At 52.1% G+C, this 23,995-nt stretch carries 28 protein-coding genes; 9 read left to right on the forward strand and 19 right to left on the reverse strand.

The genetic code is table 11. The annotated features are described in order from the left end of the window. The first annotated feature begins 5 nt into the window (after positions 1-5). Both KNP71_RS07050 and KNP71_RS07055 read left to right on the forward strand, forming a co-directional pair. A complete protein-coding gene (locus KNP71_RS07050; protein WP_021065592.1) occupies positions 6-638 on the forward strand; it encodes an acetoin utilization AcuB family protein in 633 nt (210 codons plus the stop codon). Then, the gene (locus KNP71_RS07055; protein WP_131471300.1) at positions 635-1,804 is read left to right on the forward strand and encodes an acetoin utilization protein AcuC; all 1,170 of its coding nucleotides are present in this window, start codon (positions 635-637) and stop codon (positions 1,802-1,804) included. Before KNP71_RS07050 ends, KNP71_RS07055 begins: the two co-directional genes overlap by 4 nt. Positions 1,805-1,854: 50 nt before the next feature. Here KNP71_RS07055 and ccpA read toward each other — a convergent pair whose 3' ends face one another. The 4 genes from ccpA to KNP71_RS07075 all read right to left on the reverse strand — a co-directional run bounded on the left by ccpA (position 1,855) and on the right by KNP71_RS07075 (position 5,482). Further along, complete coding sequence (gene ccpA / locus KNP71_RS07060) at positions 1,855-2,868, reverse strand: catabolite control protein A (RefSeq protein WP_021065590.1); 1,014 nt, start codon at positions 2,866-2,868, stop codon at positions 1,855-1,857. A gap of 126 nt (positions 2,869-2,994) precedes the next feature. Further along, positions 2,995-4,086: a bifunctional 3-deoxy-7-phosphoheptulonate synthase/chorismate mutase gene (locus KNP71_RS07065; RefSeq protein ID WP_131471301.1), complete on the reverse strand. Its 1,092-nt coding sequence runs from the start codon at positions 4,084-4,086 to the stop codon at positions 2,995-2,997. A 138-nt stretch (positions 4,087-4,224) separates the two neighbouring features. Beyond that, positions 4,225-4,941 (reverse strand): YtxH domain-containing protein, encoded by a 717-nt coding sequence (locus KNP71_RS07070; RefSeq protein ID WP_029595164.1) that lies wholly within the window; start codon positions 4,939-4,941, stop codon positions 4,225-4,227. Positions 4,942-4,963: 22 nt separating this feature from the next. Next, positions 4,964-5,482 carry a DUF948 domain-containing protein gene (locus KNP71_RS07075; protein WP_021065587.1) on the reverse strand — a complete coding sequence of 173 codons (519 nt, stop codon included), beginning with the start codon at positions 5,480-5,482 and terminating at the stop codon, positions 4,964-4,966. Positions 5,483-5,655: 173 nt separating this feature from the next. On the opposite strand from KNP71_RS07075, the gene KNP71_RS07080 reads away from it, so the two are divergent. Continuing rightward, positions 5,656-6,768 (forward strand): aminopeptidase, encoded by a 1,113-nt coding sequence (locus KNP71_RS07080; protein WP_131471302.1) that lies wholly within the window; start codon positions 5,656-5,658, stop codon positions 6,766-6,768. A 40-nt stretch (positions 6,769-6,808) separates the two neighbouring features. Here the strand turns inward: KNP71_RS07080 and KNP71_RS07085 are convergent, their stop codons facing one another. From KNP71_RS07085 to KNP71_RS07110, 6 genes are all read right to left on the reverse strand, one after another. After that, positions 6,809-7,261 carry a Dps family protein gene (locus tag KNP71_RS07085; protein WP_021065585.1) on the reverse strand — a complete coding sequence of 151 codons (453 nt, stop codon included), beginning with the start codon at positions 7,259-7,261 and terminating at the stop codon, positions 6,809-6,811. A gap of 102 nt (positions 7,262-7,363) precedes the next feature. After that, a complete protein-coding gene (gene murC / locus KNP71_RS07090) occupies positions 7,364-8,671 on the reverse strand; it encodes a UDP-N-acetylmuramate--L-alanine ligase (RefSeq protein WP_021065584.1) in 1,308 nt (435 codons plus the stop codon). A gap of 88 nt (positions 8,672-8,759) precedes the next feature. Beyond that, a complete protein-coding gene (locus KNP71_RS07095; RefSeq protein ID WP_131471303.1) occupies positions 8,760-9,743 on the reverse strand; it encodes a hypothetical protein in 984 nt (327 codons plus the stop codon). A gap of 53 nt (positions 9,744-9,796) precedes the next feature. Then, on the reverse strand, positions 9,797-10,417 hold the full coding sequence (gene ytpR / locus KNP71_RS07100) for a YtpR family tRNA-binding protein (RefSeq protein WP_058764015.1): 621 nt from the start codon (positions 10,415-10,417) through the stop codon (positions 9,797-9,799). Between the two features lie 48 nt (positions 10,418-10,465). After that, positions 10,466-11,257 (reverse strand): DUF1444 family protein, encoded by a 792-nt coding sequence (locus tag KNP71_RS07105; RefSeq protein ID WP_131471304.1) that lies wholly within the window; start codon positions 11,255-11,257, stop codon positions 10,466-10,468. 5 nt (positions 11,258-11,262) lie between these two features. Then, positions 11,263-11,574, reverse strand: a complete 312-nt coding sequence (locus KNP71_RS07110) for a thioredoxin family protein (protein WP_021065580.1) — start codon at positions 11,572-11,574, stop codon at positions 11,263-11,265. A 114-nt stretch (positions 11,575-11,688) separates the two neighbouring features. Here KNP71_RS07110 and KNP71_RS07115 point away from each other — a divergent pair, with 114 nt between their 5' ends. Further along, positions 11,689-12,021: a hypothetical protein gene (locus KNP71_RS07115; RefSeq protein WP_131471305.1), complete on the forward strand. Its 333-nt coding sequence runs from the start codon at positions 11,689-11,691 to the stop codon at positions 12,019-12,021. Between the two features lie 49 nt (positions 12,022-12,070). On the opposite strand, the gene KNP71_RS07120 is transcribed toward KNP71_RS07115, so the two are convergent. After that, the gene (locus tag KNP71_RS07120; protein WP_131471306.1) at positions 12,071-13,087 is read right to left on the reverse strand and encodes a PTS sugar transporter subunit IIC; all 1,017 of its coding nucleotides are present in this window, start codon (positions 13,085-13,087) and stop codon (positions 12,071-12,073) included. A gap of 127 nt (positions 13,088-13,214) precedes the next feature. Then, a complete protein-coding gene (locus tag KNP71_RS07125) occupies positions 13,215-14,288 on the reverse strand; it encodes a M42 family metallopeptidase (RefSeq protein WP_029595159.1) in 1,074 nt (357 codons plus the stop codon). Positions 14,289-14,424: 136 nt separating this feature from the next. Between KNP71_RS07125 and KNP71_RS07130 the strand changes: the two genes are divergently transcribed. The 4 genes from KNP71_RS07130 (at position 14,425) to dhaM (ending at position 16,784) form a co-directional block, all read left to right on the forward strand. Next, on the forward strand, positions 14,425-14,727 hold the full coding sequence (locus KNP71_RS07130; protein ID WP_021065576.1) for a PepSY domain-containing protein: 303 nt from the start codon (positions 14,425-14,427) through the stop codon (positions 14,725-14,727). A 104-nt stretch (positions 14,728-14,831) separates the two neighbouring features. After that, positions 14,832-15,809 carry a dihydroxyacetone kinase subunit DhaK gene (gene dhaK / locus KNP71_RS07135; protein ID WP_131471307.1) on the forward strand — a complete coding sequence of 326 codons (978 nt, stop codon included), beginning with the start codon at positions 14,832-14,834 and terminating at the stop codon, positions 15,807-15,809. 23 nt (positions 15,810-15,832) lie between these two features. Beyond that, the gene (gene dhaL / locus KNP71_RS07140) at positions 15,833-16,423 is read left to right on the forward strand and encodes a dihydroxyacetone kinase subunit DhaL (RefSeq protein ID WP_021065574.1); all 591 of its coding nucleotides are present in this window, start codon (positions 15,833-15,835) and stop codon (positions 16,421-16,423) included. Beyond that, complete coding sequence (gene dhaM / locus KNP71_RS07145; RefSeq protein WP_256442302.1) at positions 16,416-16,784, forward strand: dihydroxyacetone kinase phosphoryl donor subunit DhaM; 369 nt, start codon at positions 16,416-16,418, stop codon at positions 16,782-16,784. The genes dhaL and dhaM overlap by 8 nt, the downstream gene beginning before the upstream one ends. A 25-nt stretch (positions 16,785-16,809) precedes the next feature. Here dhaM and KNP71_RS07150 read toward each other — a convergent pair whose 3' ends face one another. Both KNP71_RS07150 and trmB read right to left on the reverse strand, forming a co-directional pair. Continuing rightward, the gene (locus tag KNP71_RS07150; protein ID WP_021065572.1) at positions 16,810-17,319 is read right to left on the reverse strand and encodes a hypothetical protein; all 510 of its coding nucleotides are present in this window, start codon (positions 17,317-17,319) and stop codon (positions 16,810-16,812) included. 105 nt (positions 17,320-17,424) lie between these two features. Beyond that, positions 17,425-18,072 (reverse strand): tRNA (guanosine(46)-N7)-methyltransferase TrmB, encoded by a 648-nt coding sequence (gene trmB, locus KNP71_RS07155; protein WP_131471308.1) that lies wholly within the window; start codon positions 18,070-18,072, stop codon positions 17,425-17,427. Positions 18,073-18,207: 135 nt separating this feature from the next. Between trmB and cydS the strand changes: the two genes are divergently transcribed. Then, a complete protein-coding gene (gene cydS / locus KNP71_RS16105; protein WP_021065570.1) occupies positions 18,208-18,318 on the forward strand; it encodes a cytochrome bd oxidase small subunit CydS family protein in 111 nt (36 codons plus the stop codon). Positions 18,319-18,363: 45 nt separating this feature from the next. On the opposite strand, the gene KNP71_RS07160 is transcribed toward cydS, so the two are convergent. The 5 genes from KNP71_RS07160 to KNP71_RS07180 are packed head-to-tail and all read right to left on the reverse strand — an operon-like array spanning position 18,364 to position 23,937. Then, entirely contained in the window at positions 18,364-19,158 is a 795-nt protein-coding gene (locus KNP71_RS07160) for a phosphotransferase family protein (RefSeq protein ID WP_029595153.1), read from the reverse strand. 50 nt (positions 19,159-19,208) lie between these two features. After that, entirely contained in the window at positions 19,209-21,374 is a 2,166-nt protein-coding gene (gene pulA / locus KNP71_RS07165; RefSeq protein WP_165569416.1) for a type I pullulanase, read from the reverse strand. Positions 21,375-21,395: 21 nt separating this feature from the next. After that, positions 21,396-22,235 carry an NERD domain-containing protein gene (locus KNP71_RS07170; protein ID WP_131471309.1) on the reverse strand — a complete coding sequence of 280 codons (840 nt, stop codon included), beginning with the start codon at positions 22,233-22,235 and terminating at the stop codon, positions 21,396-21,398. After that, positions 22,205-22,780 (reverse strand): RNA 2',3'-cyclic phosphodiesterase, encoded by a 576-nt coding sequence (thpR, locus tag KNP71_RS07175; RefSeq protein ID WP_214830385.1) that lies wholly within the window; start codon positions 22,778-22,780, stop codon positions 22,205-22,207. Before thpR ends, KNP71_RS07170 begins: the two co-directional genes overlap by 31 nt. A gap of 5 nt (positions 22,781-22,785) precedes the next feature. Continuing rightward, a complete protein-coding gene (locus KNP71_RS07180; RefSeq protein WP_131471311.1) occupies positions 22,786-23,937 on the reverse strand; it encodes an MFS transporter in 1,152 nt (383 codons plus the stop codon). Positions 23,938-23,995: the final 58 nt, after the last annotated feature.

The raw sequence follows: 23,995 nt of genomic DNA on the forward strand, positions 1-23,995 counted from the left end.
CCTGGATGTTGATTGAACAAATGATGAACCGTCATGTCGTGACGATTCAACCGACCAACACGATCGCCCATGCGGCCAAGCTCATGCGTGATCATAAAGTGCGCCATCTCATCGTCACCAACCCGGCCCGACAAGTCGTCGGAATCGTCGGCCAGTTCGAGATGAGCGGAGCGACGAGCGTGTTCCATCCGGAGAGCGAGAGCGCCGACTTCAAAAACCCCGTTTCGAGCATCATGCGTCAAGATGTGACGACGGCACATCCGTACGACTTCTTCGAAGATGCGGCCGCTCTGTTTTATGAGTATCGCCTGACCTGCCTGCCGATTGTCGAACAAGGCAAACTCGTCGGCGTCTTGACCGAGACAGACTTATTGCGTTACTTCGTCCAATTGACGGGCGCGCTCGAGCCGAGCTCTCAGATTGAGCTCTTGGTCGAGAACACGACGGGGACGCTCGAGAAAGTGACCCGGCTCCTCGCCAAGACGAACGTCAACATCATCAACGTGTTCGTTCACCCGACGCCCGACCCGTATAAACGCATCATCTCGTTCCGCGTCCAGACGATGAATCCGCTCCGCATCATCGAACGGTTGAAACGCGAAGGTTATGACGTGCTCGGTCCGGAGATGTCCCAATGAGACCGGCCTACATATTCGGGGAGAACGAGAACTCGTACCGCTTCCATGCGGATCATCCGTTCAATCCGGTCCGCCTGGAGCTGACGACGTCCCTGCTCATCGCCTCAGGTAAACTTCAGGCCTCCGAGTGCATCGCCCCGTCCCTCGCCTCGGTCGAGTCGCTCGCGCTCGTCCATGACCTTGATTATATCGAAGCGGTTCAAGCGGCGGCGGCCGGTGAGCTGTCGACATTGAAAGCGAACAAGTTCGGCCTCGGCACTGAAGACACGCCGATTTTCCCAACCATCCATGAAGGGGCGGCCCGGCTCGTCGGGGGCACCGTTCACGCACTCGATTTGGTCGCGAGCGGTAAACTGGAGCGCGCCTTTCACGTCGGGGGCGGCCTCCATCACGGGATGAGGCGGAAAGCGTCCGGATTTTGCGTGTATAACGACGCAGCGGTTGCCATCGCCCACGTCCGTAAAGCGTACGGCAGCCGGGTCCTCTATGTCGATACTGACGCCCACCACGGAGACGGCGTACAATGGCTGTTTTATGACGATGACGATGTGATGACGTTATCCATCCACGAGACCGGCCGCTACCTGTTCCCGGGGACAGGAGCCGTCACAGAGCGCGGCAACGGGAATGGGTACGGCTATAGCTGGAACGTCCCGGTCGATGCGTTCACCCAAGACGAGTCGTTCTTGCGCTGTTACGAGACAGTGTTCCGGGAAGCGTGCGAATGGTTCAAGCCGGATATCATCGTGACGCAGAACGGGGCCGACGCTCATGCCTTTGATCCGTTGACGCACCTTGCCTCGACGATTCGGACGTTCGAACAGATTCCTCAAATCGCCTCTCGACTTGCCGACGAGTATACGGAAGGAAGACTCGTCGCCCTCGGCGGCGGCGGCTATGATTGGTATCGAACCGTACCCCGGGCTTGGGCGCAAGTGTGGGCCGGACTGACGCGCGAGGCGCCGTACAGCGGCGACATTCCGTCCGAATGGATCGAGCAGTGGCAGGACAAAGCGGATTTAGCCTTGCCGACACGCTGGGATGACCATCCGTACACGTTCCAACATATTCCCCGACGCCAACAAATTGAGGAGAAAAATTGGGAAGTGACGAAACGGGCGTTCTGGCCGTTCATTTCGAACGATCGCAAATCAATATATGTCTAAAAAAATCCCCTCGTCCGCGGAGTGACTCCGACAGGCGAGGGGATTTTTATTCAGTCTTGACGTACCGAATCGCGACGTTCGATGCGGTGCGGCAAGACAACGTTCTTCTCTTCGACTTCTTCCGCATTCAAGATTTTCGTCAAGAGACGCATGGCAACGGCACCGATGTCATACATCGGTTGGACGACCGTCGTCAATTTCGGACGAATCATCGTAGCGAGACGCGTGTTATCATGGCCGACGACTTCAAAATCGTTCGGGACCGAGAAACCGGCGTCTTGAATCGCGTGAATGACACCGAGTGCCATCTCATCCGTACCGGCGAAAATCGCTTTCGGGCAATCGTCACGTTCGAGCATCTTCTGCATCGCCTCAAGGCCTGATGCGTACGTGTAATTCCCAAGGACGACGTCACTCTCACGGAACGGGAGTCCGGCGTCGTCAAGGGCACGGCGGTAGCCAGAGAATTTCTTCTCGCCATTGATTTGTTGCTCGAGTGGACCTGTGATGAAGCCGACTTGTTTATGACCGTGGCCAATCAACATTTCGGTCGCGTCGTATGCCGCTTGCTCATAATCGATGTTGACCGCAGGGAGGTCATACCCTTGGTTGAGTGTCGCCGCGAGGACGATTGGGACCGGTGACTTCTTAAACTCGTTGACGAGGTCTTCATGCAGACGACCGCCCATGAAAATGATGCCGTCGACTTGTTTCCCGAGCAATGTGTTCAACAAATGGATCTCTTTGTCACGGTTCGAGTCCGAGTTCCCGAGGATGATGTTGTACTTGTACATCGTCGCGACGTCCTCGATTCCGCGGGCAAGGTCTGCGAAGAAGATGTTCGAGATATCTGGGACGATGACGCCGACCGTCGTCGTCTTCTTACTGGCCAGTCCACGTGCGACAGCGTTCGGACGATAGCCGAGACGGTCAATCGCATCCTGGACTTTCTTGCGGGTCGTCGGTTTGACGTTCGGGTTTCCGTTGACGACGCGTGAGACGGTTGCCATCGACACCCCGGCTTCTCGTGCGACATCATAGATGGTTACATTGTTACTATTCATTAAAACTCCTCCTACAAGCAATGATTTTCAAACGATTTTCAAAAAACGTGTCAAAAAAGGAAGACAGGTATCTGTCATCATTTTACCCTGTCTTCACGCTATATAAAACGTTTCCAATTGGAAAGCTTACTTTTTCACCAAATCAAGTTGAGGGAACTGGGCCGTTAGCCCGTCCACGAATTGATCGAACTGATCGAAATCGAGTTGTTGCTGGGCATCCGATAAGGCGATGGCCGGGTTCGGGTGTACTTCCACCATGACCCCGTCCGCTCCGACTGCAAGCGCCGCTTTGGCCGCTGGCAGTAACAAGTCGCGTCGTCCTGTCGAGTGCGTCACGTCGACCATGACCGGCAAATGCGTCTCTTGTTTCAAAATCGGGACCGCGGTGATGTCGAGCGTGTTGCGTGTCGCCCGTTCATATGTCCGGATACCGCGTTCGCACAAGATGACTTGGCTGTTGCCGCTCGCCATGATGTACTCGGCCGCATAGATGAACTCTTCAATCGTAGCCGATAAGCCACGCTTCAAGAGCACCGGTTTATCCGTCTTCCCGACTTCTTTCAGCAAGTCGAAGTTTTGCATATTGCGCGCACCGACTTGGATGATGTCCACGTATGGAAGTGCCGATTCGACCGCACCAGGCGTCATGATTTCAGAGATGACCCGTAAGTCATGACGATCTGCCGCTTGCTTCAGCAGTTTCAATCCCTCGAAGCCGAGACCTTGGAAGTCGTATGGTGAAGTACGTGGCTTGTACGCCCCGCCCCGCAAGATTTTCACTCCGGACAGCGCCAATTTCTCAGCGACGGCGTTCACTTGCTCAAACGATTCGACCGCACATGGTCCCGCAATCAGTTGCGGACGTCCATTGCCGATTTTGACATCATCGAGCGTGACGATCGTGTCTTCGGCTTGGCGTTTCCGTGAAACGAGTAGCGTCTTGTCACGGTCTTCGCCTTGCAGTTCGGCCGAAGCTTTAAACATCTCTTTGAACAGATGTTGCAAGCGAGCCGTCTCGAACGGACCCGGATTCTCTGCCGCGATGAAGTCGAGCATCTCACGTTCACGTACCGGATCGTATCGCTCCACACCTTGCAGACGTTTTACTTTTCCAATCTCAACAGCGAGTGTGCCACGGCGGCTGAACAAGTCGAGCATCTCACGATTCAACTCATCCATCTCGCGACGTAATCGATTCAACTGATCTTGTGGACTCATAATTACCCTCTCATTTCTAAGCCGTTCTTTCCAGATTCCTAATTATAACGAACTTTAATCGCTTTGTCATAGGGAAATGGGCTGACGACACAAAATCAACAAAAAAAAGCGCCCGGCTAGTCCCGGACGCGTCATCACTTATTTGTTGCCGTTTTTAAGGTCTTGCTTCAAGTTGTTCAATTCTTGTTTCGACTCATCGTCGAGCAAGTCTTTCACAGGTGCCTCGAAGTCTGACTCATAGTCTTCCGATTGGTCACGGCTGCTCGTTGTTTTTTGTTTGTTTGCAGCCGATTTCGTCGCGTTCGATTTGTTCGCGTTCGGCTTATTGTCTGATTGTTTCGGTTTGTCTGTCGACGCTTCTGACTTCGACGACTCGTTTGACTCATTTGAGGCTTTCGCTTCGTTCGAATCTTTTGCTTCGTTCGACTGCTCTTCTGAAGCCTTATCGAGTTGCTCTTTCACTTCGGCTTCCGCCTCCGCTACGAGTTGATCAGCTTTCTCCATCGCTTCTTCGATTGACAATTCGTCTTCATCGACTTGTTGTTTCAATTCAGCCGCTTCACGGGCCTTGTCTTTGACGAGGTTTAAGACCGGAGCCGCTTTATCGCTCGCTACTTTAATCCATTCGCCGACGACCGGTTCTGCTTTTTCACGAACTTCTTTCGACTTGACGGTCAATCGCTCACGCGACGTCGCCGTTTTCTCGTCGAGGTATGTCCGTACTTCACGTCCGCTCTTCGGTGATGTGAGGAGTGCTACTGCTGCACCAATCACGCCGCCGAGGACGACACCTGCTAAAAACCCACCGCTTGATTGCTGTTCATTCGTATATGTCTTGTTCTTGTCGTATGTCATCGTTACTTCCTCCTTGTGATAGTTATGATTTGATTGTATCGTCTGTCGCAATCAACCCTGGTGAAACCGTAGTCGGTTCTTGTTTACGGTCCCGACGGCCGCGACGACGTGATGGTCGTTCGTCTGAAGACGTTTCTGTTTTGTTTTTCTTAAATAATTCTACAGCGACCGATCCCCAACGTACCGCTTGGGCAATCTGCTCTTTATTCTCGTCTGCTGCTACGTGAACGGAAGAAGAAACCGTCCGTACCGACTCTGTCACTTCGTTGAGTGACGTGCCGAGCTCATCAAGGGCGTGTGCCACCGGTGCGAGCAATTCTGTTTTCTCTTCGACGTTATCCACGAGACGGTTCGTCTTATGTAAGAGCGCCGTCACTTCCATTGTGATTCCGTCTAATTGACGTTCTAAGTTTTCAGTTGTGTTGGCGACGCTGCCGAGTGTCCGATTGACGTTCGACAAGACACGTGCCAAGAAAAATACGAGTACGACAAATGCGAGTGCTGCGACGAGCCCTGCAATGCCTCCTAATGTGATTTCCATGCATCCATTCCTCCTATTCAATAATGTGGTGGTTTCATTATAGCACCATTATGACTCAAAAGATTTGTCACAACCGTTTTCGCCATCCGGTCTGATTATTCCTTTACCCGTTTTTATGTTTTCGATTACACTAAAATAGAAATAAATTTAAAAAAGTTAAAAGGGGTGTTCGTATGAGAGATCCAAGAATCACGCAACTCGCTGATGGATTAATCAATTATTCAGTCGAATTGAAACCGGGGGAACGCGTTCTTATTGAAAATTTCGGCGTCGAGGAATCGCTTGTCGAAGCGCTCGTCGAAAAGGCGTATGAGGCTGGGGGGCATCCGTTCGTCTTATTGAAAGAGAGCCGCATCTTGCGCAAACTTTATACGGGAGCGAGCCGGGAACAGCTCGAACTCATGGCCGATATCGAACGCAAACAGATGCAAGCGATGGACGCTTACATCGGCCTTCGTGCCGGTGACAACATCAACGAACTGTCAGACGTGCCGGCCGAGCAACAAAAACTCGTCGGGGCCACTCTCGGTAAAATGCATACCGAGGACCGCGTCAAAGGAACGAGATGGGTCGTGCTCCGTTATCCATCGCCGTCGATGGCACAACTCGCTGGTAAATCGACTGAGGCGTTTGAAGACTTCTACTTCAACGTCTGCACACTCGACTACGGTAAGATGGACCGGGCCATGGACGCGCTCGTCAGCCTCATGAATGAGACCGACCGTGTCACAATCAAAGGACCAGGGACGGACCTCACGTTCTCAATTAAAGACATTCCGGCCATCAAGTGTTCTGGCCAAATGAACATTCCGGACGGTGAAGTGTTCACAGCTCCGGTCAAAGATTCGATCAACGGTGTCATCACGTACAACACGCCGTCACCGTATCACGGCTTCACGTTCGAGAACGTGTCGTTGACGTTCAAAGATGGAAAGATTGTCGATGCGACAGCGAACGACACAGACCGAATCAATGAAGTGTTCAATACGGACGAAGGGGCACGTTTCGTCGGCGAGTTCGCCATCGGCGTCAACCCGTACATTCAACATCCGATGAAGGATATCTTGTTCGATGAGAAAATCGACGGCAGTTTCCACTTTACACCGGGTCAGGCGTATGATGACGCTTATAACGGCAACAACTCGTCAATCCATTGGGACCTCGTCAATATCCAACGCCCTGATTACGGCGGCGGCGAGATTTGGTTCGATGATGTCTTGATTCGTAAGGACGGGCGTTTCGTCGTCGACTCGCTCTTGCCACTCAACCCAGAGAACTTGAAATAACAAAAACAAGCGTGCCGATGACGGCACGCTTGTTTTTTCGTTACAGCTTCGTCTTTTTACCGAGCGCAGCCGACATCATCCAAATCTCTTTTTCGAGTCGTTCGATATGAGACACGAATGTGTCCTCGATGGCTTCGTCCCCGTCTTCGAAGTTCTCCATCGCGTCTTGCATCTCTTGGCGAATCTGTTTGAAGTCACTGATGACATCTTTAATCATCTGCTCGGTATCCGCGTGGCGGTCCCCTTCTTGCAACGTCGAATGTTCGAGATACTCCTTCATCGTCGCATACGGTTCGCCATCGTTCATCAATAGACGTTCCGCCACGTCATCGTACAGTTCGGCGACGAGATTATACAGTTCCTCTAATTTTTCATGATACGTGAAGAAGTGAGGCCCGCTAATGTACCAATGGTAGTTGTGCAGTTTGACGAATAAGAGGCCATAGTTGGCTACCTCTTTGTTCAATGTGTTTAATGCGCCTTGGCTTGCCATCCTTAACATCTCCTTTTCCAAATTCAGTCGCTAGTATTATTACCGTCTTAGCTCGATGTTAAACACAAAAAAAACGAACGGCATCAGCCGTTCGCTCTCGATTCACGCTTCAAGTTGGACGTGTTTCTCATATTCGCGTTGATAAGTCTGGATGTCCCCAGCCCCCATGAACAGGAGGACGGCATTGTCATGTGCCTGGAGCACTTGCGTTCCGCCGCGCTTCAACACGTTCGCGCCTTCGATGCGCGATTGCAGGTCTTCAATCGTAACTGTACCTTCTTGTTCGCGAGCCGAACCGAAGATGTCACACAAGTAAACGGCATCCGCTTCGGCTAATGCCGCAGCGAAATCATCCATGAATGATTTAAGACGCGTGTACGTGTGCGGTTGGAAGATAGCTACAACTTCACGGCCGACGTATTTTTTACGCGCCGCTTCCACTGTCGCACTGATTTCCCGTGGATGGTGGGCATAATCATCCACTAACACTTGGCTTCCGAGCGTCGATTCGCTGAAACGACGTTTCACGCCGTTGAACGTCTCGAGGCGGTCTTTGACCAACTCTTTCGGTAAGTTCTCGTAGTCACATGTCGCGATGACGGCAAGTGCGTTCAAGACGCTATGGTTCCCGTATCCTGGAATCCGGAACGTCCCATAGAAGTCGTCACGCAAATACACGTCAAACGTCGTCCCGTTATCCGTCGAGTTCACGTTCTCGGCGCGGAAGTCGTTATGAGCGCCAAAACCGTAATAGACGATTGGCACGTTCGCTTGAATGTGTTGAAGATTTTCATCATCCCCGCAAGCGATGATGCCTTTCTTCACTTGCTTGGCCATCTCTTGGAATGCGTCGATGACGTCATCGAGTCCTGAGAAGTAATCAGAATGATCAAAGTCGATGTTCGTCATGATGGCATAGTCCGGACGATAGTATAAGAAGTGACGCTTATACTCACAAGCCTCGAAGACGAAGTTTTTCGAGTCTTCGACACCTTCACCCGTACCATCGCCAATCAAGAATGATGTCGGCTCGATGCCACGCATGACGTGGGCCAACAGACCTGTCGTCGATGTTTTCCCGTGAGATCCAGTGATGGCGACACTCGTGTAGTGGTCAGCCAACTCGCCTAGAAACTCATAGTACTTGTATATCGTCAATCCGAGTTCGCGTGCCCGAACAACTTCAGGGTGATCGTCTGTGAAGGCGTTACCTTGGACGACGATTTGCCCTTCAGTAATGTTTTCAGGGTCAAACGGAAGGATTTCAATTCCTTTACGGTTCAATGCTTCTTCAGTAAAAAATGCTTTGTCAACGTCCGAACCTCGGACCTCATTATTCATGTCATTTAAAATTTGAGCTAAAGGACTCATGCCCGTTCCTTTAATTCCGACGAAGTGATAACGGTTCATCTGTAAATAGCCCCCCTAATTCATTGCGGTCTGTTTCAAAAATGCGACAAACCTTTGTCATTATAGCAAAACTACCGGAGTCATGCTATTACAGATTATTGTTTTTTTTAGCCAATCGGCGACTCTTGTACATCGCCATCCGGTCTTGCGGCGTCATCATGACGTTGAGCGGAGGGCCATCCGCTTTGTATGACACGCCCATGGCGGGCGTCAATGTTTCTTCATCAGGCACATCGACCGGTTCGTCCGACTGTAATGTTTTCGCAACATCCTCAACAATCGGTGCCACCGTCTCGACCGATGCTTCAGTCGGCAACGATGGTTCGGTCACATCTTGTTTTTCTTCACGAACGGCAATCTTTGACGATTTCAAATCGGTCGACCCCATGAAGACCGAGGCAAATCCGCTCTCTACAATCGAGACTTCCCCGAGGAGCGGTTTTGTATCTGATTCATCCGGCTCATCTTCCAAGACGGTCGGACTCTCGTCAATTGGTTGCGATGTTTCCGCGGAAATAATTGACGCTTCGATTGGTGAATCTGTTTGCTCGGCCACCATTTCCTCAAGCGTCTCCGCTACTGGCGCTTCGTCCGCTGTGACATCAAAGTCAGACTGTGGTGTCATCGCTTCGTCCGTGTCCGGCGCCGATTCATCAACCGACTCCATCACCGGTTCATCTACTGATTCGATCACCGATTCGTCTACTGATTCAACAACGGATTCGTCTACTGACTCCATCACCGATTCATCTACAGAATCAATTACCGGTTCGTTCTCAGGCTCAGGCGTTACGCTTGGTGGCACCGCCTCTGACATTTCCTCAACTGGGACGGCCACTCGCTTCGCTTGGCGCATCGCTGAATCGTCTCGCGTCTCCGGAGAATGTTCAGTCGGCAAGATGATTTTCGGTTTCGGTCGGGCGTATCCATAAATCGGAGACGGTACATCCGACGGCACAAATTCATCCTTCGGCTCGGGCTTCGGTGCAGGCGCACCTTTCTTCCCTTCTTGGGATAGTTCGCGTCGAATTCGGTCTGCTTGCTGTTTTAATGAACGTTCATATGCATCCATACTTGATTCCTCGCTTTTTCACTCAATCCTATTTAGCAAAAAATCGGTCGAGTTTAGCGACCGATTTCAAATGCTTTACCTACTTCATATTCGTCATCTAATACGAGAATTCCTTTTTCTTGCGGTGCATCAGGCAAGTTCAATTCACGCGCCGAACAAATCATCCCGTGTGAGCTCTCACCACGTAATTTAGACGGGCGAATGATCAAACCTGATGGCATGACTGCACCCGGTTTCGCGACGACGACTTTTTGGCCGGCCGCAACGTTCGGTGCGCCACAGACGATTTGGACCATACCTTGGTCAGTCTCGACCTGACAAATCGACAATTTATCGGCATCCGGGTGTTTCTCAGCTTCTTTGACATAGCCGACGACGAATTTCGGGGTAAAGTCCACGCCCGACAACTCGGCTTCGATATTTTGTTTGCGCAAGATGACACCGAGCGTCTCAATCAATTCGGCCGTCAATTCGACCGGTCCATGCCAATCGCTGACATCAAAATAGTTGCTCGCGTTGAACACGTTGTAGCCATTGACTTTCCCTGTCGTCGACTTAACGATGGCGACATCGTCTTTCCGTTCAACAACTTGATGATGGCGATCGCCTTCTCTTAACAGGACCATGAGGACATCGCCGATTCCTTCACGGTTATAAAAAGCATTGATTTGCATACGTAAAAACGCCCCTTCTTTCAAACTAGACACAAATAGTTTAGCAGATTATGCGTCGGTTGGTGGGTTCTTTTTTCCGACAATGAAAATTGGCTCGAGTACGCCAGCCTCATAATGGAAAGAAAGAGCCGTCACCGGAATCCGACCGTTCGTGAAAAAGTCGAACATGAGCTGCTGCATCGCATCATAACCCTGATCGTTGCGGATGTCCGCGATGATCATCACGTCCTGGTGCGGTACCCCGACGAGCATATCGCCTTCGATACGGCGCTCCATGACCCGCAAGAACTCATCATTTAAAATCCGTGACGCTTCATACCCGTCCCGAGCAGCCAGAAAATAGAACGTATTCCCGGCCACGGTATCTTCTTTTAAATCGGTCGGCAACTTCTTGACGTTGTCTCGTGCCAATTCGTCAAGACGCGTCAAAGGCATCCCGTCCAAATGCCGCTCTTCGATCAAGCGATAGCCGTTGCCCAAATCGAGTGCATAAAAGACAGCCGTCTCAGCTGTATGTGGCGTCATCGCGAGTGCTTCCCCACGCTTCGTCTCCGTCGAGAACGAGGCCGAACGGATGACGGGATAAATGTTCGCTTCATTGCCAGCGAGTGTGACCGCATCGTCGGCCGAGAGCGCTGTCTCGATGTAGTCGACGACCTCTTCAATGGCGACTTCTCCCCGGACTTTCGCTTTCGCTACGAGCGGGGCGAGACGGATGTTGACGCCGAACCGGTCCGTGGACCGCTCGATGCGCAACACCTCGTTCTCACGGTCATACGAGGTCCGGTACCCTTCCGTAAACCGGCGTTCGAGATGGCGACGTAATTCATTCCGTTCCATCTAGCTCACCCTAACCCATGAAGGAAGGCTTCGACTTGCTCAGGCGTCTTCCGTTCGCGTCCGACATAGCGGTCGACTTCTTGTCCGCCGTTGAAAGCGACGAAGCTTGGAATCCCGAAAATGTCGAGTTCTTGAGCAAGCTCCATCCATTCATCACGATCGACGTAATAAAATGACCAGTCTGAGAACTTCGCTTCAATGTCCGGCATGAATGGGTCGAGGAAACGGCAATCGCCGCACCACGTTGCTGAAAACATGAGGACGCTCTTCCCTTGTTTCGCTGCTGTATATTCGTTCATCGTTGTCAGTTGTTTCATCTTCACCACTCCTGTTCTTTTTTCCTCATTCATGATAGCATAAGTCCGTTGTCACATTCCGCTCTCGTGTTTTATGATAGTCGGGAGTGAAGACTACGTGAAAAAGGTGAAGTCATGACAAAATGGACACGCGAACAGTTGAATCCAGAAATGAAGCATCCACTTGAACAACTCGTCGGCGTCATCGGCATGTTGGCGATTCTGCGCTACGGTTATTTGTTTATCGATACGGACAAATCACGAGGCGAGATTTTCATTTGGCTCGTCGTCGGATTCGCCGTGATTTACATACTTGAACGCGTCGTCAAGCGTCTTGTGCGCAGGCTGCCCATCATTCGAAAACGTTTTTTACTCCCCGTTTATGCCGTCCTGCTCGTACTATTCCTCGCGAGCTTCCGCGTCCCGCGGGAAACGGTCGAAATCGTCCGGAATTTTTTCGGGTGGTGAACGAAAGAGAGCGTCCCGCTTATTTGCCGGGACGCTCTCTTTCGTATGTTCAATATTCGATTTTCATGTCGTTCGGTCGAATCCGGTTCATCCGGACCAACACTTGATAGACGGCGTAGCTGAGCACCGCTGGCCCGACGATTAAAAAGCCGAAGACGACGATGAACGTATACCAACTGAAGCCCATCGTTTCGAGCATGACGATCGGTCCGACGAGTCCACTTGTTCCCATGCCAGCGCCTGCCGCGACGCTATCGAGTTCAAACAACAGAATCGCAATCGGCGCGAGCACGGCGCCGGCCACGGTCGGCGGCAACAGAATCCATGGGTTTTTGACAATATTGCCGACTTGGAGCATAGATGTACCGATGCCTTGGGCGATGGCGCCTCCGATGCCATTGTCCCGATAGCTCGTGATGGCAAACCCGACCATTTGGGCAGCACACCCGACCGTCGCCGCGCCGGCGGCAATCCCGCTCAAACCGAGCATGAGGGCGATGGCCGCGCTCGAGATCGGAGCCGTGAGGGCGAGCCCCATCAACGTCGCGACGACGACTCCCATGAACAGTGGTTGTTGTTCCGTTCCCCATTCGATCCATGTGCCGAGCTGTGTCATGAACAACCCGACGTATTTACCGATATAGGTCGCACTCAAATAACCGATGCCGATCGTCGTGAACGGCGTGACCAAAATATCGAGTTTCGTCGACTTCGAGACGAGCTTGGCGACTTCGACGGCGAGCAACGTCGCCACATAACTGCCGGCTGGTCCGAACTCATAGCCGAACGCCCCGACGACGAGTGCCGAGAACAAGATGAGTGGTGGTGCCTGGAGCGCATAGGCGATGGCGATTCCGATGGCAGGCCCGGTCAAGCCGATGGCCACGTCACCAATTTCGATGAGCGTCGAACCAAATCCAGACAGGTTCGTCTCGAGCAACTGTCCTCCGGCCGTCTTCATAATCAAGCCGATAATGAGCGTACTGAATAATCCGAGTGCCATATAACTGAGAGCCGTCACGAAATAGAGCGACGGACTGAGCGTAATCCCTTTTTTCTTAAGCATGGAAATTCCTCATTTCTGTCTTGTCAGTCGTAAAGTTCCTGTCTTCACACTTTTATCAGTATAAACGTTTCTCGTGAAATTTCAATATGAAAAAAACGCCACTCCACGAGTGACGTTCTTCGTTCAATTAGCGTGAAGCCCGGAGCGTCTCCATCGTCGAGCGATCGAGTCGTTTGACGAGTGCCTTCAGGAGCGCTTTCGCCGCGTCGTAGTCGTCCGTATGCAAAATCGAGGCATGCGTGTGGATATAACGCGCCGCGACACCGATGACGGCCGTCGGCACCCCTTCCCCGCTCATGTGGATGCGACCCGCATCCGTGCCACCTGGCGAGACGAAATACTGGGTCTTAATGTTTTCATCAGATGCCGTATCGAGCAGGAAGTCACGCATCTCAGGAGACATGACCATGACTCGATCGAGGATACGAATGAGTGCCCCTTCCCCGAGCTGTCCGAACTCTGTCTTATTGCCTGATGCATCGTTGGCTGGTGATGCGTCGAGGACGAGCGCGACATCCGGACGAATCATTTCGGCTGCTGTTTGGGCACCACGGAGACCGACTTCTTCTTGTACGGTCGCCCCGGCGAACAAGATGTTCGGGTGATCGGCTTTTGTCGTCTCTTCGAGCAACTCGACGGCGAGCCCGACGCCGTAGCGGTTGTCCCATGCCTTGGCCATAATTTTTTTCGGATGTTTGAGCGGCGTGAACTCGCTCGTCGGCACAGCCGGTAGACCCGGACGTACGCCCCACGATTCGGCCTCTTCTTTCGTATCGGCCCCGATATCGATAAACATTTGCTTCATGTCCATCGGCTTGTTCATCGCCTCCGGTCCAAGCAAGTGCGGCGGCGTCGATGCGACGACCCCTGGAATCAATCCATCGGCCGTAACGATGTCAAATCGTTGTGCCATGAGCACTTGGCTCCACCATCCGCCGAGCGGTTGTATGTACAGCATCCCGTTTTCTGTGATCCGGGTGACCATGAACGCGACTTCGTCCATATGTCCAGCGACCATGATGCGTGGGCCCGCCTCGTCCCCGACCCGTTTCCCAAAGATTGAGCCGATGCCATCCGTCATGACTTCATCGACGTGCGGTGTGATTCGGTCACGAACAAACCGGCGGACCTCTGATTCAAACCCGGGCGCGCCCGGAAGCTCTGTCAACGTCTTGAATAAGTCTCTCGTTTTTTGTTCCATTTCCATCCATCCCTTCAACCGTTCTTGTATCATTATATACAGAACTTTTCGACAGATGCGAATGGTTTTCGTTCCAATGGGGTACAGGTTTTGGTACGATGTACATGATAGCCATAGTTCAAGGGGAGGTAGTCATATGAAGAAAAGATATTGGTTAGTTGGAATCGGGGTTGCCATCGCAGCCGCACTTATGACGAAAAAAGTGTTAGATGAACGAAGCTTATCGGCCGAGGATGCGCTTGAGTACACGAAGCGTGCATTTTCAGCCAAAGGTCACGTCCAAGGGGCATGGATCTCGGCATCACCTGAGATTTATACGTATGACGGACGCGAGTACGACGTCTTCAAAGGCGGCATCTCGGTTCTCGAGAACGACGAAGAGAAGACGTACCAATTCACAGTCGATTCAGAGACTGGCGCTCTACTTGAATATGCATGAGATGAGGTCGGCGAATATTTTCGCCGACTTTTTTTGTTTAATTCACCCAAAAGAGTGGAAAATTGAATATGGTACTTTTCAAACTCAAAAAGGAGTGATCCCACGTGAAGAAACTGATCGGTGAAGCAAACGAGCTCGTGTCACAAATGGTCGAAGGTATGGTCCACGCCCACCCTGAACTGTACGGTCGTGTGGAAGGATTCAATGTCATCTGTCGTGCCGACGGGGCCAAGTCCGGGAAAGTCGGACTCGTCTCAGGTGGAGGGAGCGGTCACGAACCAGCGCACGCCGGTTATGTAGGCGATGGGATGCTCGATGCCGCCGTATGCGGTGAAGTGTTCACGTCCCCGACGCCGGACATGGTGCTCGAAGGCATCAAAGCGGCCGATGGCGGCAATGGCGTATTGCTCGTCGTCAAAAATTACGCAGGTGACGTCATGAACTTCGAACTCGCCGCCGAGCTCGCGGACGCCGAAGGGATTAAAGTCGATCACGTCGTCGTCGCCGACGATGTCGCTATCACGAACAAAGAAGACCGTCGCGGTGTCGCCGGTACCGTGTTCGTCCACAAGATTGCCGGTGCAGCCGCAGCGAGCGGGAAATCACTCGACGAAGTGAAAGCGCTTGCAGAGAAAGTCGCGGCCAATGTCCGCTCAATGGGGATGGCCGTCGAACCTTGCTATATGCCGGTGAGCGGTAAACCTGGATTCGATTTGAACGAAGAAGAAATGGAAATTGGAATCGGGATTCACGGCGAACGCGGCGTCGAACGGAAACCGACGACGAACGTCGATGCGATCGTCGACGATTTACTCGATCATTTGAAAAAAGAAGTCAGCCCCGGCGAAGTCGCCGTCATGGTCAACGGTATGGGCGGAACGCCTCTATCTGAACTGTACGTGACGTATCACTTCGTCGCGAAAAAATTGGAAGATGCCGGCTATTCATTGAAACGAAAATACGTCGGCAACTATATGACGTCACTCGAGATGCACGGCTTCTCGATCACTCTCTTGCCGCTCGATGAAGAGTTGACGGGCTATCTCGATGCACCATCGGCGGCACTCGGTTTCAAACTCTAATCTACGAATGAGGTGTTCATGCAATGTTGACGATTGAAGGATTCAAGCAAGCATTACGGCACGCCCAATCAGAGATTGAGGCGAACAAGGATACATTGACCGATCTCGACCGCGCCATCGGCGACGGAGATCACGGCATCAATATGTCGCGTGGCTTTGAAGCGGTCGTCGCTGTCCTCGATGATGACTACGCAACTCTCGGCGACTTGAGTAAAAAAGTCGGGATGACGCTCATGTCGAAAGTCGGTGGCGCAGCCGGTCCACTTTACGGTTCCGCCTTCGTCAAGGCAGCGCCTAAGTTTGGTGACGCGACCGAAGCCGATTTCAATCTCGTCAAAGAAGCGCTCGTCGAAGCAGCGACAGCGATCAAGGCGCGCGGGAAATCGGAAGTTGGCCAAAAGACGATGGTCGATGTGTGGGACCCGTTCTTGAGTGACTTGAACGAGTCCGACGACTTTGACGCGAAACTTGATCAACTCGTCGGTGCGACCGAGGATATGGTCGCCACGAAAGGACGGGCGTCTTATTTCGGTGAGAACTCTCGCGGCACCGTCGACCCGGGGGCACTCTCGAGTTCAATCGTCTTAAAAGCGATTATGAAGGAGGTTGAGTGATATCGTAGAGCTCATCATCGTATCCCATAGCGCCAAAATCGCTGAAGGGATTCAAGACTTGATGAAAGAGATGGCCCCATCCGTTCCGATTCATTTAGCGAGCGGGCTTGAAGACGGTAGCATCGGGACTGATGTGACCCGAATCCTTGAGGCCATCGAAGCCGTCGACAAAGAGGCACTCATCTTATCGGATATCGGTTCGGCCACGATGAACGCCGAACTGGCCGTCGATATGTATGAAGGCGAGAAGACCATCCAGTTTTATGACGGTCCAATCGTCGAGAGCGCCTTCGTCGCTTCCGTTTCAGCCGGTAACGGCATGGACGTTGCTCAAATCGTCGAACAGTTAAAAATGGCATAAAAAAAGAGCCTCGCGGCTCTTTTTTTTAACGTGGGTTATCGTTTTTCTCGTAAATCGGGTTCATGTATTCAGTCGTCGAGTAGAAACGTGGCACGACAACGAACAAGATGACAGCCGGGATTGCGATCAAGAGTAACAAGATCAACACAGGCAACCAATAGACGATTTGTTGTCCGAGCATGTCGATGTTTGCGTCTGCAAATTCAGTCGCGCCTTCGACTTCTGCAAGGTCAGCTGTTGCGAGGATTTTGTTGTCCGTCGCATCATAGTAATGGAACTCCGTCTTACGTGTGATGAAGATGCCGTCACGGACCGTATCAATTTCAACGACCGCCGCGATGACTTCGTTGCCATTCGAGTGACGGAGCGTCTCTTCTTTTACGATTTCAGCCGTTCCTTCTTTGTAATCATAGTGCGTGGCCTTCAAATCCTCTTCAAGGGCGTCCAAAAACGCCTCATTTGCCGAGGTATTAAGTGGTGCGATTGTTAGAATGAAGATTAGTGCAAGCAGGCTTGCCCATGCTTTTTTCAACATCCCCATGTTCCCCCTTCTCTAATTCCAGTTTAGCGTCATTCCTATTGTACCAAGAAGAAAGAAAAAAGTGTGAAGAAAATGCTATTAAAATAAGAAAAAAGCGTGTCAAATTTTCGGGCGGAACGCGGCCTCCATCCGATAAATCGGTTGTCCCATGGCGCTGAAGCGCTCTTCGTACTCGGTACGGACGTTATCTGCCGGTTCGTTCGCGTGAAGATCAAGTGAAATATCTGTGAAGTACATGCCGTATTGACTCATGCTTTCGAGTGAATATTCGAACAGTGCGCGGTTATCCGTCTTGAAGTGAATCTCGCCTCCGCGTGGCAACACAGCCTCGTACGTGGCGAGGAATGTCTTATACGTCAAACGACGTTTCGCATGTCGGGTCTTCGGCCATGGATCTGAGAAGTTCAAATAGACGCGGTCGACTTCGCCGGCTTCGAAATAGTCGACGAGTTGCTTGGCATCCACAGTCAAGACGCGGACGTTCGGCATCGGCGTTTCGACGAGCTTTTGCACGATCGACACGGCGACGCTCTCGAACAACTCGATAGCGATGAAGTTGACGTCCGGGAACTGCTGGGCCATCCCTAAAATGAATTGCCCTTTCCCCGACCCGACTTCGATGAAGAGCGGATTGTCGTTCTTAAATTCTGATTTCCAGTTCCCTTTTAACGTTTCGGGATGAGTGATAAAGACGTGTTCTTGAGCTTCCATGTATTCTTTAGCCCAAGGCTTGTGACGTAAACGCATGTTTTTCCAACCTTTCGTTCAAGAAATGTTCAAGTTTCAGCTGACTAGCCGCTTCGCGCGAGCAGTCCCCTTGCGATTATACACGAAATCATTGTTTAATGAACATGAATCATCCTTCACAAGGAGGTTATATCGATGAGCACGTTAGATCAATTTCTTATTTTTTACGCGGCTCCGTTGACGTTCTTCGGCGCCGTCATCGCGACGTTCGTATGGGCGTATTTTATGAAACCTGATGATGTCTGATGCATATGGAAAGGGATGGCTCACACTCGTGATCCATCCCTTTTTTCATTGTGTCCGTTCCTCTGCTTCATCGAGCAATTCCCGGAGCACGGTCAATCCTTCTGCGCGGGCGATGCCGTTCTGTTCACCATATAAGGTCAGAACCGTCTGGGCAATCGCATACCAGTGCATTCGATAGTGTAACTCGGAGGTGAAACGGATGCCGTAATGACTGAACCACGTCTCCCAGTCCACCTCGTCGACGTAGCTGTAGACGACCATGGCCAAATCAAAAGCACGGTCGGCGATGATAGCGTCATCCCAGTCGGTCAAATATAACAGACCGGTCTCATCCTCAATCCAATTGTTATGGTTCAAGTCTGAATGGCAGACGACGAGTTCACGTTCGTCATCAATCGGCTGATGGACCGACAACCAACGAATTGCCTCATCAATCGTCACGTCTGCCTCGTCTTGCTCGTAAGCGGCACATTGCCGGAGCAACAGTGAGGACGTGACCGGTGTATGATTCAACTGCTGCAACATGAATAATAGTTCTTTCGAATGATGAATCTTCCCAAGCTGTGCCGCCACATCAGCCCGTTTCATATCGGCTGGCGAGAGCTCACGACCTTCGATGAACTGTTGGGCACTGAGGACGTCACCGTTAAACATCCGTTTCGTCCACAGCAATTTGGGGACGATGCCTTCGGCGGAAAGAATGGCTAAAAACGGGGACGAATTTCGTTTGACAAAGATTTTTTGTTGGCGCGTCGTCGCTACGTACGCTTCGCCTGTAATCCCGCCTGCGGAAGCCACCGTCCACTCTTCACCGAGCGCACCGATTATATCTGAATACATATTCATCACGCTCAAATCTCATTAAGAATTACAAAGATACAATCACCATATTAACACGCGATAATCGTCATTGACAACGACTCGACTTGAATCTGACTCGGATTTCGTTCAATCGGGACGAGGCTAGCCGTTTCCCCTTGAACATACACGTTCCAGTCCCCTTCCGCTTGGAACGTCACATCGTGGAATGTCCCGTTCAAATAGACGCGAACGCGTTGCCAGGCGTCATAAGAATGGCTCGCCGTCAGCTCGTAGGCAATCACGCCCGGGGGCGACGGAAGGAACTTGAACTGCTCGATGACTTTCTGCCGGGTGTCGTAGCGGAAACATGTGTGACGGCGCCGCAGTTTAAGGAGCGTCTTCACGAACTCGACCTCGCTTTGGCGTTCGTCACGCAAGTCCCAATCGAAATGATTGATGCGGTCCGGCGCATTATAGCTGTTCTCGACCCCTTGTTTCGTCCGGCCGAACTCTTGACCGGCGTGGAGGAATGGGACGCCTTGCGATGTGATGACGATGGCCGTGGCGAACCGTTGCATCCGCAACCGCATCGTCTCGTCCATATCCTCACACGATAACAGCAATTTATCGTACGTCGTATAATTGTCATGCGCTTCTACGTAGTTAATCGTGTATTGCGGGCTCGGGAAGCGCCCGACGGTGACATTCGGGATTTGAACTGCCCCAGTGATACATTCGCGCAGCTCCCACTCCCGCCATTCGTTCCCGGAGACGAATCCACGCTCCCGGTCGTTGAACGTCGACCCTTTCAAAGCGTCTCGCATCATGTCATTGAAATGACCGATTCGGGGCATGAAGGCCGCGTTATGTGACGAGGCTTTCAATGACGGGCTGAGAGGCGTTGCTAAGTCCCACCCTTCCCCGTAAATCAAAATCGAGCGGTCGATTTTATCGAGTGAGGCCCGAATTTGATTCATCGTCTCGACGTCATGAATGCCCATTAAGTCGAATCGGAAGCCGTCAACGTGATACGTCTCGGCAAAATACGTCACACAATCGACGATCATCCGCCGCATCATATATCGCTCCGACGCCGTGTCGTTTCCGACCCCAGTCCCGTTCGCGACCGTCCCGTCATGTTCGTAACGGAAATAGTAGTACGGCACGAGTGCTTCGAGCGATGATTGTTCTCGAATGAAGATATGGTTCATGACGACGTCTACGACGACGCGCATGTCATGGCGGTGCAAGGTATCGACCATCTCGGCATACTCGAGGATACGCGATAGCGGCTCGTCCGGTTGCGAGGCATAGCTACCCTCCAAACCGAACCAGTGAATCGGGTCGTAGCCCCAGTTGTATGGCATCCGGGTCGCCTCGTCGACGCTGCCAAAATCATGGACCGGCAATAACTGCAGGTGGGTGATCCCGAACTCTTTCAAATAATCGAAGCCGGCACTGTTCCCTGCGCGCGTTTTCAGCCCGGTCTCGATGATACTGGCATATAGCCCTTGCCATCGACTCGTCGAGGCTGGGTGGCTCGTGAAATCACGAATATGCAGTTCATAGATGACGGCATCTGTCGCTTTGCGGAGAGGCGGGCGTTCTGCCGGCTCCACGTGCTCAGCGACGGCTGTCTCAACATCGATCAATACGCCAAATTCGCCATTTAGGCTGACGGCTTTGGCGTAAGGATCGACGACCTCGTTCGTTTCGACAGGTGTCTTGACGTACAGTCGATAAAAATAGCCTTCGTACAGTCTAGGAACATCGGCATGCCAGACGCCTCGACCGCTCCGAGACATGCGAAACCGTTCAATCTCACGATGCGTTTCGGGATCATGGATGACGAACCAAATCGAAAACGCGACGGGCGACCAGACATATGCCTCAATCGATTGCCCGGAAAATGAAAGGCCGAGCGGTCCGTCATAGGCATAGCGACGTTCAAACTCGTCCGTATGCACAATTTCGCGGGGCACGACGACAATCGTCTTATGTCCAGGGTGAAACACGGTATAGACCGCTTCGAGCGTAACCGGGCGCGTCAATTGGATATCTCGTTCAATCGTACCCGCCTCTGTCGTCCATTCATTGAGCACCACATAATCGACCGGTCGACCGTTTTGTTCGATTTGTACCGGTACGGATTCATATTTGGCAATGACCTCGAGTCGAATCGTCTCGAATGAGAGCAAGGAAGCCCGTTCAATCGTCACATGAGACGTCGTTTGCTGATTTGGTGTGTGATGCATACACGTTCCATCCTCTCCTACCTACTGGTCCAAAAATTGTCGAAACGGCATCTGGGCTGTCGCATCTAGTAGTTTCGCCACATCTCGAATTTGTTGGGCTTTGACGATCGGCGCCCTCGTGTTCACTTGTTTCATCCACGGTTCATAATCCGCGCGTGAGATGAACTGAGTCGACCGAATTTCAGGCACATGATCGAAATAGCCTTGTGGGGCCACCGTCACTTTTTGGATGACCCCGTCATAGGACGGAAGAAACTGTCGAACGATTTCTTCGGTGCGCGTCAACGCGATGAGCGGGTTGACTACACGTTTATTTTCCCCTTTGAGCGGTTGATGAATCCACGTCTTCTGCTTCGATATGTGATAGATGCTGCGGTCGCCGTCGAGCCATTCGACCAGGTAAATATGCGATGGTCCGATGATGAGGTGGCTCAGTTCGACCGTCGCCCCGTTCCATTCGACGACCGGACGATACATGAAGAAATGTTGATCGTTCCATTCGGATACCATCTTGCGATATCCGTATTCTCGCAAAAACGGCAATAACGGGACGTCCGCCTCGGTCGCCCCTTCACAGGCGTACTGCAATTTTTGGATATGACGGCGGTTTGTGAGCAGTGTCTGGAACTGTGACTCCGAGAGCGGCGTCGGTTCGAGCTCGATGCGTTCCGTACGGCGCCAAAATTTCCACCACGGGTTCACAAACTCCATGATTTCGGGCGGATTCAACCGATTGGAATCGTGGAGACGACGCATGCGCGCGACGTCGGATTCGACATACTCTTGAAAGCGATTGAATTGGTCGAGCATGTTTCGTTCATATTTAGATGTTACGTCAAAAATTTTAATCGGGATCGCCATGTGTCCTCCTCTGACCGCTTTAACGGAAATGCTTCGACTGCCTCATAGGCAGGGGTGTGACTCGGGTTGATTTGATAAAGGACGACCGCTTCAACCGATTCCTCGATGGTGAACGTCGGGGCGATGTACGGGATGCGTGTGCCCGTGTCCCACTTTTTTGCGAGTGTGACATGTGGGACGAACGGTTTACGGTCGAGTGCCGGAATCTCTTCGGCTAACTTGCGTCGAAGCGTCCCGGTGAGTGTCGTCAACTCCACGGACGGTTCCGGGACGATCGTCAAGACACGCGGACGATCCGGTCTCCCGAAGTGGTCGATTTGCTGGAACGTCAGCGCGAACGGGGCCGTCGGCGTTGTCACTTCACGTGTGAGTTCTTTCACTGCCTCGACTTCATCATCGTCCAATGAACCGAGAAACTGAAGTGTCAAATGAAATTCCTCCGGACGATACGTCCGACGATACGAATAAAACGGCAAGATGTCCTGCTGTACGTGTTCGAACGTGTCGTCCTCGATCGGTAGCGCCAAAAAGTAATGTGTCGACATGACCATCATCCTTTCACTCGAAAACGTCTCAGTCCAAAGAAAAGGACCGCGCCAATGATGCTGACCACCGTGTACATCCAAAATACACCGATGATGCTGTTATATTCAATGATAAATCCACTGAGGAGGTTGAATCCGGCCGTCGCTAGTCCTGACGTGATGGCCATATAGACGCCAATCGCCGTCGAGACGACGTTGCGGCTGACAAGGCTGCGGACAAATTGAAGTGCGACCGGAATCAATAATCCGACGACCAGTCCTTGAACGATGGCAAGAATCCAAACGACCCAAATCGGGGGCTCAAGTGCTAACCAGCCGTTGCGAAGCGCAGAAATCAAGGCGGCTCCCGCCAGCACGTTGACCGTACCTAGACGTGAGACGATTTGGTACGCCACTTTCATGAATGGAATTTCGCATAATACCGCGACAAGGAACAGTGTCCCGACGAGCGTCGTCGAGCCTCCGATGCTCGTCACATAAATTCCGAAGTAATAGTTATTCGCGTAAATCGGGCCGAAGACGAGCATGCCCCCAATCAAAAAGGCGATGAACGGCCCATTCCAGACGGCCGACCATTGGAACGGTGCCGTCGTGTGCACTTGCTTCGGTTCCTGTTCAGATACGCTCCGCACGAACAGCGTACCGATTGCCAGCATGACCGCGCTGAGTAAAAACGTACTCGCGAGGCCCCATGTCGTGTCCGAGATGCGACCCATGACGAACACCGCAATCGCAAATCCGGCCGATCCGAACAGCCGGATGGCCCCGTAGTCGATTTTGGCGCGTGACGTATACTCGAGTGTCATCATATCGACGAGCGGGATGTGTGCACATTGGAAGATGGACCAGGCGATCATCAATATAATAATCCATACGTAAGACGTCGCGAACAAGAACGTGAGCGATAAGGCAGCCGCCCCGAGCATCGCAATAATCAACCAAGCCCGAACCCGCCCCGTTCGGTCGGCGAGCATGCCCCATAGCGGTTGGACACCGATTGAGAGGATCGGCATGATGGCGACGATTGTTCCGACCTGACCTGGAGACAAATCAAAACGTGACTGCGAGAAGAAAAGCGTCATGTAAGGAATGAGGGCTCCTTGGGCAAAGAAAATGGCGACGTAAATCGATTGAAACGATATTTTTTGTTGGTTCACAGTAAACTTCCTTCCTAACAGACAGAGAGCCGACCGAATCAGTCAGCTCTCACGGGTC

This window comes from Exiguobacterium sp. s56 (assembly GCF_018618255.1).
GTDB classification, from domain to species: Bacteria; Bacillota; Bacilli; order Exiguobacteriales; family Exiguobacteriaceae; genus Exiguobacterium; species Exiguobacterium chiriqhucha.

Coding starts and splice junctions, on each gene's coding strand:
- KNP71_RS07050 (WP_021065592.1), top strand. CDS start 6: ATGTTGATTGAACAAATGATGAACCGTCATGTCGTGACGATTCAACCG.
- KNP71_RS07055 (WP_131471300.1), top strand. CDS start 635: ATGAGACCGGCCTACATATTCGGGGAGAACGAGAACTCGTACCGCTTC.
- ccpA (WP_021065590.1), bottom strand. CDS start 2,868: ATGAATAGTAACAATGTAACCATCTATGATGTCGCACGAGAAGCCGGG.
- KNP71_RS07065 (WP_131471301.1), bottom strand. CDS start 4,086: ATGAGTCCACAAGATCAGTTGAATCGATTACGTCGCGAGATGGATGAG.
- KNP71_RS07070 (WP_029595164.1), bottom strand. CDS start 4,941: ATGACATACGACAAGAACAAGACATATACGAATGAACAGCAATCAAGC.
- KNP71_RS07075 (WP_021065587.1), bottom strand. CDS start 5,482: ATGGAAATCACATTAGGAGGCATTGCAGGGCTCGTCGCAGCACTCGCA.
- KNP71_RS07080 (WP_131471302.1), top strand. CDS start 5,656: ATGAGAGATCCAAGAATCACGCAACTCGCTGATGGATTAATCAATTAT.
- KNP71_RS07085 (WP_021065585.1), bottom strand. CDS start 7,261: ATGGCAAGCCAAGGCGCATTAAACACATTGAACAAAGAGGTAGCCAAC.
- murC (WP_021065584.1), bottom strand. CDS start 8,671: ATGAACCGTTATCACTTCGTCGGAATTAAAGGAACGGGCATGAGTCCT.
- KNP71_RS07095 (WP_131471303.1), bottom strand. CDS start 9,743: ATGGATGCATATGAACGTTCATTAAAACAGCAAGCAGACCGAATTCGA.
- ytpR (WP_058764015.1), bottom strand. CDS start 10,417: ATGCAAATCAATGCTTTTTATAACCGTGAAGGAATCGGCGATGTCCTC.
- KNP71_RS07105 (WP_131471304.1), bottom strand. CDS start 11,257: ATGGAACGGAATGAATTACGTCGCCATCTCGAACGCCGGTTTACGGAA.
- KNP71_RS07110 (WP_021065580.1), bottom strand. CDS start 11,574: ATGAAACAACTGACAACGATGAACGAATATACAGCAGCGAAACAAGGG.
- KNP71_RS07115 (WP_131471305.1), top strand. CDS start 11,689: ATGACAAAATGGACACGCGAACAGTTGAATCCAGAAATGAAGCATCCA.
- KNP71_RS07120 (WP_131471306.1), bottom strand. CDS start 13,087: ATGCTTAAGAAAAAAGGGATTACGCTCAGTCCGTCGCTCTATTTCGTG.
- KNP71_RS07125 (WP_029595159.1), bottom strand. CDS start 14,288: ATGGAACAAAAAACGAGAGACTTATTCAAGACGTTGACAGAGCTTCCG.
- KNP71_RS07130 (WP_021065576.1), top strand. CDS start 14,425: ATGAAGAAAAGATATTGGTTAGTTGGAATCGGGGTTGCCATCGCAGCC.
- dhaL (WP_021065574.1), top strand. CDS start 15,833: ATGTTGACGATTGAAGGATTCAAGCAAGCATTACGGCACGCCCAATCA.
- KNP71_RS07150 (WP_021065572.1), bottom strand. CDS start 17,319: ATGTTGAAAAAAGCATGGGCAAGCCTGCTTGCACTAATCTTCATTCTA.
- trmB (WP_131471308.1), bottom strand. CDS start 18,072: ATGCGTTTACGTCACAAGCCTTGGGCTAAAGAATACATGGAAGCTCAA.
- cydS (WP_021065570.1), top strand. CDS start 18,208: ATGAGCACGTTAGATCAATTTCTTATTTTTTACGCGGCTCCGTTGACG.
- KNP71_RS07160 (WP_029595153.1), bottom strand. CDS start 19,158: ATGTATTCAGATATAATCGGTGCGCTCGGTGAAGAGTGGACGGTGGCT.
- pulA (WP_165569416.1), bottom strand. CDS start 21,374: ATGCATCACACACCAAATCAGCAAACGACGTCTCATGTGACGATTGAA.
- KNP71_RS07170 (WP_131471309.1), bottom strand. CDS start 22,235: ATGGCGATCCCGATTAAAATTTTTGACGTAACATCTAAATATGAACGA.
- thpR (WP_214830385.1), bottom strand. CDS start 22,780: ATGTCGACACATTACTTTTTGGCGCTACCGATCGAGGACGACACGTTC.